13 protein-coding genes and 1 pseudogene are annotated in these 10,406 nt (G+C 65.4%); 8 read left to right on the top strand and 6 right to left on the bottom strand.

The annotated features are described in order from the left end of the window. Nucleotides 1-130: 130 nt before the first annotated feature. A complete protein-coding gene (locus GGR46_RS08595; RefSeq protein ID WP_183996409.1) occupies nt 131-652 on the bottom strand; it encodes a GNAT family N-acetyltransferase in 522 nt (173 codons plus the stop codon). Nucleotides 653-835: 183 nt separating this feature from the next. Between GGR46_RS08595 and GGR46_RS08590 the strand changes: the two genes are divergently transcribed. Beyond that, nucleotides 836-1,207: a dihydroneopterin aldolase gene (locus GGR46_RS08590; RefSeq protein WP_183996407.1), complete on the top strand. Its 372-nt coding sequence runs from the start codon at nt 836-838 to the stop codon at nt 1,205-1,207. A 170-nt stretch (nt 1,208-1,377) separates the two neighbouring features. Here GGR46_RS08590 and GGR46_RS08585 read toward each other — a convergent pair whose 3' ends face one another. Then, nucleotides 1,378-1,992, bottom strand: coding sequence for a hypothetical protein (locus GGR46_RS08585; RefSeq protein WP_246425934.1), 615 nt, complete (start codon nt 1,990-1,992; stop codon nt 1,378-1,380). A gap of 454 nt (nt 1,993-2,446) precedes the next feature. On the opposite strand from GGR46_RS08585, the gene GGR46_RS08580 reads away from it, so the two are divergent. The 5 genes from GGR46_RS08580 (at nt 2,447) to GGR46_RS08560 (ending at nt 5,566) form a co-directional block, all read left to right on the top strand. Further along, nucleotides 2,447-3,127: an energy transducer TonB gene (locus tag GGR46_RS08580; RefSeq protein WP_183996405.1), complete on the top strand. Its 681-nt coding sequence runs from the start codon at nt 2,447-2,449 to the stop codon at nt 3,125-3,127. Between the two features lie 85 nt (nt 3,128-3,212). Continuing rightward, a complete protein-coding gene (locus GGR46_RS08575) occupies nt 3,213-3,974 on the top strand; it encodes a MotA/TolQ/ExbB proton channel family protein (protein WP_183996403.1) in 762 nt (253 codons plus the stop codon). Nucleotides 3,975-4,074: 100 nt separating this feature from the next. Beyond that, a complete protein-coding gene (locus GGR46_RS08570) occupies nt 4,075-4,557 on the top strand; it encodes an ExbD/TolR family protein (RefSeq protein ID WP_183996401.1) in 483 nt (160 codons plus the stop codon). Nucleotides 4,558-4,589: 32 nt separating this feature from the next. Next, entirely contained in the window at nt 4,590-5,012 is a 423-nt protein-coding gene (locus tag GGR46_RS08565) for an ExbD/TolR family protein (protein WP_183996898.1), read from the top strand. Between the two features lie 188 nt (nt 5,013-5,200). Continuing rightward, nucleotides 5,201-5,566 carry a tetratricopeptide repeat protein gene (locus GGR46_RS08560; RefSeq protein ID WP_183996399.1) on the top strand — a complete coding sequence of 122 codons (366 nt, stop codon included), beginning with the start codon at nt 5,201-5,203 and terminating at the stop codon, nt 5,564-5,566. 96 nt (nt 5,567-5,662) lie between these two features. On the opposite strand, the gene dcd is transcribed toward GGR46_RS08560, so the two are convergent. Further along, a complete protein-coding gene (gene dcd / locus GGR46_RS08555) occupies nt 5,663-6,214 on the bottom strand; it encodes a dCTP deaminase (protein WP_183996397.1) in 552 nt (183 codons plus the stop codon). A gap of 82 nt (nt 6,215-6,296) precedes the next feature. On the opposite strand from dcd, the pseudogene GGR46_RS25385 reads away from it, so the two are divergent. Next, nucleotides 6,297-7,841 (top strand): annotated as a pseudogene (locus GGR46_RS25385) (glycosyl hydrolase 115 family protein); the annotation flags it as partial. A 601-nt stretch (nt 7,842-8,442) separates the two neighbouring features. Further along, nucleotides 8,443-8,886 carry a hypothetical protein gene (locus GGR46_RS25380; protein ID WP_343058086.1) on the top strand — a complete coding sequence of 148 codons (444 nt, stop codon included), beginning with the start codon at nt 8,443-8,445 and terminating at the stop codon, nt 8,884-8,886. On the opposite strand, the gene GGR46_RS08545 is transcribed toward GGR46_RS25380, so the two are convergent. From GGR46_RS08545 to GGR46_RS08535, 3 genes are read right to left on the bottom strand one after another with little or no spacing between them, the layout of a single operon-like run. Then, entirely contained in the window at nt 8,883-9,251 is a 369-nt protein-coding gene (locus tag GGR46_RS08545; RefSeq protein WP_183996395.1) for a VOC family protein, read from the bottom strand. The genes GGR46_RS25380 and GGR46_RS08545 overlap by 4 nt on opposite strands. A gap of 21 nt (nt 9,252-9,272) precedes the next feature. Further along, the gene (locus tag GGR46_RS08540; RefSeq protein ID WP_183996393.1) at nt 9,273-9,713 is read right to left on the bottom strand and encodes a cytidine deaminase; all 441 of its coding nucleotides are present in this window, start codon (nt 9,711-9,713) and stop codon (nt 9,273-9,275) included. Further along, the gene (locus GGR46_RS08535) at nt 9,710-10,402 is read right to left on the bottom strand and encodes a GH25 family lysozyme (RefSeq protein WP_183996391.1); all 693 of its coding nucleotides are present in this window, start codon (nt 10,400-10,402) and stop codon (nt 9,710-9,712) included. Before GGR46_RS08535 ends, GGR46_RS08540 begins: the two co-directional genes overlap by 4 nt. Nucleotides 10,403-10,406: the final 4 nt, after the last annotated feature.

The raw sequence follows: 10,406 nt of genomic DNA, 5'->3' as shown, positions 1-10,406 counted from the left end.
GCTTTTCCCCGGCGAAGGCCGGGGCTCAGTCCTTGCGAATCACGCGCCTCGGCGCGTCTTCGCCGCGCACACTTAGTCTGGGCCCCGGCCTTCGCCGGGGAAAGAAGCGTTGCTCGGATTTGGTTGCTACTCAGGCCGCTCGTCGAAGACGGGCCCCGACCTGGCCCGGACCAGCCGGCACCCCGGCGCCGCGGGCGAGCAAGCGGCGCGCCTCGAACGGGCCGGGCAGGCGCCAGCCGCCGGTCTTCTCCGCGGTGAAATCGAAGAAGCGGGCATAATATTCGGGATCGCCGACCAGCATCAGCGCATCGGCGCCGACGACCGGAGCGGCTTCCGCCGCTTCGAGCATCCGCTCCATCAGCATGCGGCCGATACCGCCCTGCTGGCGATCGGGCTGGACCGCGACGGGGCCGACCATCACCATGGGCACACTGCCGCCGCCATCGCGTTCGAGCGCGACCGGCCAGCACTGGATCGAGCCGAGCAGGCTGCCATCGTCCGCCACCGCGGCGAAGCTGAGTTCCGGAATCTCCGAAGTGCCAAGGCGGACCTTGTACGCAGTGCGCGCGCGTCGGCCCGGACCAAAAGCACGGTCGAGCAGCGTCTCGACGGCCTGAGGATCCACGGTCTCCAGCGGCAGCAAAGCGATCACTTCATACATTCCTTTCACAACAACGCCCGACCTGCGGATCGGGGCCGCGCGAAATAGCGCCCATCGGCGCTTTCGCAATACTGAATATATGCATGGCGGGGCCGAGAGGGAGGGGCGGGCTTTCCAGCAAGCGTGCATCTGCTATTGGGCGCGGCCTGTTTCCCCCTGAAAGGCATTGGCGACTTGCCCGATTCCCTGAAGCTCCAGGTCCATGACCTGGAAGTCGAAGTCCTCACCGGCGTCTATTCGGAAGAGACGCACCTTCCACAGCCGCTCCGTATCTCGGTGACGGCGGACATCGACCTGCCCGAACGCTTCGAGCCGGATACGCCGCTCAGGGCGTCCAAGAATTATATGGACATCAAGCACGCGGCGACCGACGGGCTGCCCAAGGACGTGCACTTCACCCTGGTCGAGGCGGTGGCCGAGCACATCTGCGACACGCTGTTCGTCGGCGATGCGCGCGTGCAGCGCGTCGAGGTGCGAATCGTCAAGCTGGCGATCGCGGAACAGGGCGAATCGATCGGGATCACGCTGGTCCGCGAGCGGAAGTAACAGAATCCCTCTCTCTCCCGCCTGCGGGAGAGAGAGGGAGCCGCAGAAGGCGGCGGAAGGGTGAGGGTGTCTGCGGGCGGCGAGCGCTTCGCTTGCCTCCAGCACTCACCCTCACCCGGTCTCGCTACGCTCGACCACCCTCTCCCGCAGGCGGGAGAGGGGATCGGGTGCTAGGCACACGGCCCCAGCGAGCGCAGTACGAAGGCATAGTCCTCGCGCGCCTTGGCGGCGTTCTGCGGATCGTCCGATTCGACGCTTTCCGTCGGCAGGCTGCGCGGCAGGCCGCAGGCGAGGCGATACCAGAGGAAGGTATTCGCCGCCGGCGCCCCGGCCGATTCGTCGACAATGTCCCCCAATGAAACACTCCAGCGCGGCGTTTCGCCCGGACGGCGCAGGATCTGGAGCGACACGGGCGCGCCGCCGGCGGTCTGCAGGAACACCTGGGTTTCCCCCTCGCCGGGCAGCGAGCCCGGGACGTGGAAGGCGTTGCCGACGCCGGTGATCGCCGGTGCGGCATCGGCGGCGAGCGCATCCCTGGTGATCGCGCGAACCTGCGCATCCAGCTCGGGCAACCAGTTCATCTGGCTCTGTAATCCGGTGAGCTGCACCGTGCCCGGGCGGCTGGGCACCGGGCGGGCGAAGAGCAGCACGCGCTGCTTGGCCAGCTTGGGCGGCTTGCCCTTGGCGTTGAGGGGCACATCGGCGGTGTAGGTGATGCGCGAGGAAAGGGCCTGCGTGCCGCGAATCAGGGCCGAGACATCCGCCTCGATCAGGAATCTGGCCATACCAGTGGCCAGACCAGGCGATTCTTCCGCCTTCAACCGGTCCGCCTTGCGAATGCGTGCGTCGACGATCAGCGGCGCCGTCGTCACTTGCCGTGCCAGGGTGGCATAGCTGGGTAAAACAGGTGCGGTTTGCCCCTGTGTTTGCGGGGGGTTAGCGGATGCACCTAAGGGTGCAGCGAGCGCAATCGCGCAAGAAAATATGGCGGGGAAGGTGCGGGTCATGCCGATCGGGTTACCGGAATCCGTTACGGCTATACAGAAATAATTCCGTCATCCGCCGATTGTAGGTCGGGTTTGTCCGACAAAGGGTTTGCGTAGACCCGGTGCGCGCGATAGAGACTCGCCCGCTGCCGAATTGGACGCATTTATAGCGCACGGCGGGCAGGCTTGTGCACGGGTCGCAAATCCGCCGCATAGGGCTGCATGTCAGGGATTAGAGGAGTGACGTTGCCGGATGTCTTACGCTGACCGCAATACAAGTGGCAGCCGCGTCGTCGCGATCGTTCTGGTTGCGATAATCGTGGCTGGCATGGGGTATGCCTTCGTCACGGGCCTTGCATATCAATTTGTCAAGAAGCAGGCGGAAAAGCTGAACACGTTCGACGTGCAAGAGCCGCCGCCCCCGCCCGAAGAAGTGCCGCCGCCGCCGCCGCCGCCGGATACCCCGGTGCCGCCGCCGCCGACTCAGATCGCAGTGCCGCCGTCCGTGGTGCAGGTGCCGACTCCGTCGCCGCCCATCCAGACGACGCCCAACATTCCGCAGACCCCGCCGCCGACGAGCCCTCCGGCTCCGCCCGCGCAGCCGGCTCCTCCGCCGCAGCCGCCGGCACCGCCGCGGATTGCAAAGAAGCTCACGCCCCGCGGTTCGCCGCAGAGCTGGGTTACGGATGACGACTATCCTGCCTCTGCGCTCCGCGCCGAGCAGGCCGGCACCGTCCGCTTCCGCCTTGACGTCGATGCGTCGGGCAAGGTGACCAACTGCACCGTAACGGGTTCGAGCGGCGTGTCCGTTCTGGACAGCACGGCTTGCAACCTGCTCAAGCGCCGCGCCCGGTTCAATCCGGCCGAGGACGAGGGTGGGAACAAGATCCCGGCTCCTTACAACGGCAGCTTCACCTGGAAGATTCCGACCTAGGCCGAGTGATTTGCTGGCGCGCTCCAGCGAGGGCGCGCCGGACCTGTGGATAAAAGCGCTATTTAGTTAGAGGAAAGAACCGACAATGCTCACGACCATTCTCGCCGCCGCGGCGCCCAAGGAAAACCCGTACGGCCTGATTCCCGCGCTCCGTGAGGGCGGCCTGATCTCGCAGACGGTGTTCGGCATTCTCGTGCTGATGCTGTTCTTCTCGCTCTACATCCTGTTCACCAAGCTGTTCGAGCAGCAGAAGATCCTCAACCAGGCCAAGCGCGTCCGCGCCGGCTTCTGGAGCGCCAACAGCCTGCGCGAAGGCGCTGCGAAGCTCGAGAAGAACTCGGCCTATCGCCAGCTGGTCGACGACGGCCTGGCCGCCCAGGAGCAGCACTCGAAGCTGACCGACCCGGTCGAAGCCCATGACTGGCTGCACGGCTCGCTTGCCCGCTCGGAAGACCTGATCAACTCGCAGCTGAAGAGCGGCCTGTCGTTCCTCGCCACCGTGGGTTCGACCGCTCCGTTCATCGGTCTGTTCGGTACCGTTATCGGCATCATCCGCGCGCTCGTGAAGATCGGTGCGGCTGGCCAGGCGTCGATCGACGCGGTCGCCGGTCCGGTCGGTGAAGCGCTGATCATGACCGCCGTCGGTCTCGCCGTCGCCGTTCCGGCCGTGCTCGCCTTCAACTGGCTGCAGGCTCGCAACAAGAAGATCAACGAGAGCCTGAACGCTTTCTCGAACGATCTGCTCGGCTACCTGGCTTCGGACGGCCGCGTGCGCCCGACCGTTGCCAAGGCTGCTCCGGCCAAGGCCGCTCCGGCCGCGACCACCAGCACCGCGCCGCGCGCCTAAGCGATCTGGAATATATGGGCCGCGCTTCCCCTGGCGGGTGCGCGGCCCTCTCCAGCCCGCAGGGGCTGGGGATTGGATTAGAAGAATAGGATAGCGCGCAATGGCGATGAGCGTAGGAGGGGGTGGCGGTGATGACGCCCCCATGTCGGACATCAATACCACGCCGCTCGTCGACGTGATGCTGGTGCTCCTCATCATCTTCCTGATCACGGTTCCGGTCGTGATCCAGACGGTGAAGCTGGAACTGCCGAAGGTCCAGTTTGAACCGACGATCACCAAGCCCGAGAACGTTGCGCTCTCGGTCACTGCCAACAACGGCAAGTGCGAAGTCTTCTGGGGCATGACCCCGGTGACGAGCCAGGAACTGGTCGAGCGTGGCGTGAAGAAGCTGAAGGCCGAGATCGACAAGCAGGGTGGCATCAACGCCGCCGGCCTCGAGCTCCCCGAAGTGCACATCCGCGGCGACATCAACACGCCGTACCGCTGCATCGGTGGCACCATCTTCGCGATGCAGATGGCCGGCTTCGTCAAGGTTGGCTTCATCTCCGAACCGCCCGCCGGTTCTGCCACGACCCGTCTCTGACGGCCCGGCTCAAAGGAGTTTAGACTATGGGTATGAGCGTGGGCGGCGGTGGTGATGACGGCCCGATGATGGAAATCAACACGACGCCGTTGATCGACGTCATGTTGGTGCTTCTGATCATGATCATCATGACCATTCCGATTCAGACGCACGCGGTGAAGGTCGACCTTCCGCAGTCGAACAACAACCCGCAGAACGTCGTCGAGCCGGAGAAGAACAAGGTCTATATCGATGCGCAGGGCCAGGTTTTCTGGAACAGCGCGCCGATCGACGACGTGACGCTTCGCCAGTATCTCGACCAGACGCTGCAGATGTCGCCGGAGCCGGAGCTGCACTTCCAGCCCGATCCGCAGGCACGCTACGAAGTCGTCGACCGCATTCTCGCGATCATCAAGCGCGCGAATGTGAACAAGCTCGGCTTCGTCGGCAACGAGCAGTATCGCAACGATTTCTGATCCGCCGCCCTTCGGGGCCTGGATCTGGAACAAGGAGAGGCGGTCCTTCGGGGCCGCCTTTCTTTTTGTCCGTAGGACTACGGAGGCGCATCAATCCGCTTGTGCACGTGACACGGAAGTGTAACACTACTGTCTTCAAAGAGTCACGAAACAGTCTCCGTGACGTAACAAAAGAAGGAGTAGGAGTTATGCGCACCGCGCTCATTGTCCTTGCAGCCGCCCCGTTCGCGCTCGCCACGCTTCCGGCGCAGGCCCAGCGTGACAACGGGGATCCCGTAGCCAGTGCCGCCATCTTCAATGGCAATTATTCGAAGGCGGAAGAGCAGCTCAACGCGCGCCTGCGCCTCGATCCGAACCAGCCCGAGCTGCTGCTCAACCTCGCGGCGGTCTATGCCCAGACCGGACGCACCGCGGAGGCACGGGCGCTCTACATCCAGGTGCTCCAGCAGCGCGATGTCGAGATGGATCTTACGGCCGACCGCGTGGCGAATTCGCATGTGATCGCCAACAAGGGGCTGCAATATATCCGCACGCTCCAGCTGACGTCGCGCTGAGCCCCATTTCCTGCCGTCTGGCTGCGTGAAGCGTAGCCAGCGGCGGACAACAGGCGCCGCCGATCGCGGCGCCTTTTCCATATCTGGATTAGAGGCTTAGAGCCGGGGCAGGGTGACGCCGCGCTGGCCCATATATTTGCCCGCACGATCGGCATAGCTGGTCTCGCAGGGCTGGTCGCCCTTGAGGAACAGGAACTGGCACGCGCCTTCGTTCGCGTAGATCTTGGCGGGCAGCGGCGTGGTGTTCGAGAATTCCAGCGTGACATGCCCTTCCCATTCGGGCTCGAGCGGCGTCACATTCACGATGATCCCGCAGCGCGCATAGGTCGACTTGCCCAGGCAGATCACCAGCGTGTCGCGCGGGATGCGGAAATATTCGACCGTCCGGGCCAGCGCGAAGCTGTTCGGCGGGATGATGCACACATCGGTCTTGCGATCTACGAAGCTGTTCGCAGCGAAGTCCTTCGGGTCCACCACCGCCGAATCGACATTGGTGAAGATCTTGAACTCGTCCGCCACGCGGGCGTCATAGCCATAGGAGCTGAGCCCGTAGCTGATGCAGTTCTCGCGGCGTTGTGCCTCGACAAAGGGCTCGATCATGCCCGTTGAGAGGGCCTGTTCGCGAATCCAGCGGTCTGAAAGGATCATGCCCCCGTTTTGCCGGAAGCACGCGACGGGGCAAGTGGCTTGTCGGATTGCAGGGATGTGCGCATAACGCAGACAAATAGACATGGGAGAGGCTATGCGCGGGTTGGTGGCGGCTGCACTGGTGGCGACGGTGGTTTCGGTACCGGCGCTGGCCTGTAAAGGCGCGGTGACGGTATGCTCCACGGCCGACGGGACGAGCTTCGCGCTGATCCGAGGCGGCAAGCCTGCGACCGTGCTGGTCGATCCCGCAGCCGACCCGGCCGTGCGCTATGCCGCGGAGGGATTTGCCGGCGACCTCCAGCGCGTGAGCGGCACCAGGGCCGTGCCGGCGCTGGGGCAGGTCGGTACGACGGGCCCGGTGGTGATGATCGGCGTGCTCGGCCAGAGCCCGATGATCGATGCGCTGGTTCGTGCCGGCAAGATCAGGGCGCAGGACATCGCCGGCGAATGGGAGGCCTTCCGCCAGATCGTTGTCGACAATCCCGCGCCGGGTATCGACCGTGCGCTGGTGATCGTCGGCTCGGACCGGCGCGGCGCGGTCTATGGCGCCTATGATCTTTCGGAGAAGATCGGGGTGTCACCCTGGCACTGGTTCGCCGATGTGCCGGTGGCGAAGCGTGCGAACGTTTACCTCACCGCCGGATCGCGGCGCGACCAGCCGAAAGTGCGCTATCGCGGCTTCTTCATCAACGACGAGGCACCGGCCTTCTCCACCTGGGTCCAGAAGAAGTTTGGTGGCGCGAATGCAAAGGCTTACGCGCATATCTTCGAGCTCGAGCTCAGGCTGAAGGGCAATTATCTCTGGCCGGCGATGTGGGCGCCGCGTGCCTTCAACGACGACGATCCGCAGAACAAGATCCTCGCCGACGAGATGGGCATCGTCATGGGCACTTCGCACCACGAGCCGATGACCCGGGCGCAGGACGAATGGCACCGCAATACCGCCGGAGGCGTGACCGGGGGCAAATGGGACTACACGGCCAATGCGGCGAACCTGCGTGCCTTCTGGCGCGGCGGGATCGAGCGGATGATGTCGAAGGGCGACGGCAAGGGCTATGAGAGCCTGGTGACCGTGGGCATGCGCGGCGATGGCGACGAGCCGATGGCGGAGGGCACGGCGACCAAGCTGCTGGAGGGCATTGTCGCCGACCAGCGCAGGATCATCGCCGAGGTGACCGGCAAGCCGGCGGACCGGACGCCGCAGGTCTGGGCGCTCTACAAGGAAGTGCAGGACTATTACGACCATGGCATGCAGGTGCCCGACGACGTGACCCTGTTGTTCGCCGACGACAATTGGGGGCAGGTACGCCGCTTGCCCGATCCGGGCGCCCCGCCGCGCAAGGGCGGCTACGGGGTCTATTACCACTTCGATTATGTCGGCGGGCCGCGCAACTACAAGTGGCTGAACACCAATCAGATCGAGAAGAGCTGGCAACAGATGGACCTGGCCTGGCAGCGCGGCGCCCGGGCGCTGTGGATCGTCAATGTCGGCGACCTGAAGCCGATGGAGTATCCGCTGAGCTTCTTCATGAAACAGGCCTGGAACCCCGAGGCGATGACGCCCGAGGCATTGGCGAGCTATCCGGCCGAATGGGCGAGCGAGCAGTTCGGCCCGGAACAGGGCAAGGCGATCGGCGCGCTGCTGACGCGCTATTCGCAGCTCGCAGCGCGGCGGAAGCCCGAACTGATCGATGCGGATAGATTCGGGCTCGGGCGGGGCGACGACCCGGCGCGCGATGGGGGCGAGTTCGGTGCGATGGTCGGCGAATGGGATGCGCTCGAGGCCGCGATGCTGAAGGCCAAGGCGCGGGTGCCTGCAAATGGGAGGGACGCGTTCTTCCAGCTGGTCGAGCATCCGATAGCGGCGATGGCGAACCTCTATCGGCTCTATTACGCGGTCGCGTGGAACCGTCGGCTCGCGGAGGGGAACGACAGCCGTGCCAATGGCTTTGCCGACCAGGCGGAGACGCTGTTCGCCCGCGATCAGGAATTGAGCGACCGCTATCACGCCATCGCTGGTGGCAAATGGGACGGGATGATGCTCCAGACCCATATCGGCTACACCAACTGGCAGCAGCCGGAGAAGCAGGTGATGCCCGAGGTGAAGCGGGTGGCGGGCACGCGCCGTTCAGTTGTCGGCCTGCGTCAGGGGGGGGGCAGACGTCGCCACCACGATCGAGGCGGGCGATTATGCACGGGCGGTAGGCGGCAAGGGGCTGCGCTGGCAGGTGGTCCCGCATCTGGGGCGCACCCGCGAGGCGGTGCTGGCACTTCCGCAGGGGCAGCCCGCGACCAGCGTGGCGGACGGGGTCCGGCTGGAATATGCGGTGCCGGTCGCCAAGGCCGGAGACCTGAACGTGCAGCTGATCCTGGTGCCGACCCTGGGCACCGGCGCGGATGGCAAGCTGCGGGTGGGTGTCTCGATCGATGACGGTCCGGTGGAGGTGCTGACCGACCTGCTCACCCCGGCGCCCAATGCCGCGGACAGCCAGCCGAAGCGCGACTGGAACAAGGCGGTGGAGGACAATGCTCGGACGCTGACCGCGCACTTCCCGGGCGTGGCGGCGGGCAGGCATGTGCTGAAGGTCTGGCGGATCGACGACAATGTCGTGCTGCAGCGGATCGTGGTGGGAACGGGCGCGCTGCCGGGGAACTATCTGGGCGGGCGCTAGCCCTGCACCACGTGCCACAGTTCCCCGCAGGGACCGATCACATAGGCCAGCGTCAGTCCCCAGGGCATCAGTGCCGGCGGCCTGGGATCGGGCACGCCGAAGCTGCCCGGCAGATCGAGGGACTGGATATGTGCCCACCAGGCATCCAGATCCTTCACGATGAGCTGCATCATGAAGTTGTTGCCCCAGCCTTCGTCATAATAGTCCTGGAGCAGGAAGCTGCCGGCATCGCAGGCGAAGCCGGCCACGCCGGCCGCTTCGAACGTGATCTCGAAGCCGAGCGCCTGGTAGAAGCGCTTGGAGAGGGCGAAGTCCTTGCCGCCGGGGACGAAGGGACGGATCGTGGTCGTGGCGAGGCTGGTCATATGGGGCTCTCTCGCCCGGTATCAGGCCATGCCGAGGTCGCGGGGGCCGAACGCTGCCGGGAGCAGCTGGGAGAGCGTGTACTCCGCAATCTCGTCCCCCGTGGCGCCGCCGCAGAAGACGGGCAGGTCGCGGCCACCGAGCTGGGCGGCCTCGTTGATGATCTGGCGGCAGCGGCCGCACGGGCTGACCGGGGCGGTGTCTGCGTGTCCCATCCGGCCGCCGATCACGCCGATCGCGACGACGTCCTTCAGACGCCCTTCGCTGCTGGTCCTGGCCAGCGCCACCGTCTCGGCGCAGAGCGACAGGCCGTAGCTGGCATTTTCGAAATTGGCGCCGGTCACGACCGTGCCGTCCGAGAGCAGCACGGCGGCGCCGACCGCGAAGTTCGAATAGGGGGCATAGGCGTTCTTCGAGGCTTCGCGGGCGGCCTCGATCAGTGCCTTGGGGTTCACTTCGCTCATTTCGCCATCACGTCCCAATTGACCGGTGCGCCGACGCCTTCGATCCGGCGGTGGCGCGATGCCTGCCATATCGACCATGGCCGCGCGAAATACGAGGGGGGGAAGAAGCGCTGCTGCGCCCAGAGCAGGCGCGGAAAGGCGTCGCTGAGGCGATACTGGTCCTCGAAGCGGCTCGAGACCATCAGGATCGCCGGCTTGCCGATATGCGTCTCGACATCGTGGAGGAAGCGGCCGATTTCGCCGATCACCACCTGGCGCTCGGGCCGGGCAGGGCAATCGGGCTGGAAATCGATCTGGACCGCGGGCGGCAGTTGGTCGTCCGAGCGCGGCACCGTGGTCATGAAGTTGCCCGACTGATCGGTGGCGAGTTGGCAGAGCGAGTAGACGTGGAGCGCGCCACGACGGATGCCGGCCTCGAAGGTCCAGCGCCAGTTCTCGGGGAAGCGGAGGTCGCGCGCCTGGGAGCCGGTGGTGGCGCGTATATAGGCGAAGTCGATCCCGGCCTTCTTGGCGGTCCACCATTCGATCGGCCCCTGTTCCTCGGACACGTCGACGCCCTGGACGGGGAAGTCGGAGGGCGTGGGGCGCCAGCGCGAGGCAAACAGCCAGGCACTCCAGCCGAGCAAGGCCAGAAGCAAAAGCGCCGGCACGACGAAGCGCAGCCGGCGTACGAGAACGCGGATGTGCAACGTC

Source organism: Sphingomonas kyeonggiensis (genome assembly GCF_014196745.1).
GTDB classification, from domain to species: Bacteria; Pseudomonadota; Alphaproteobacteria; order Sphingomonadales; family Sphingomonadaceae; genus Sphingomonas; species Sphingomonas kyeonggiensis.
The sequence above is the reverse complement of the archived record's forward strand: the minus strand, read 5'-3'. Positions and strand labels throughout refer to the sequence as shown.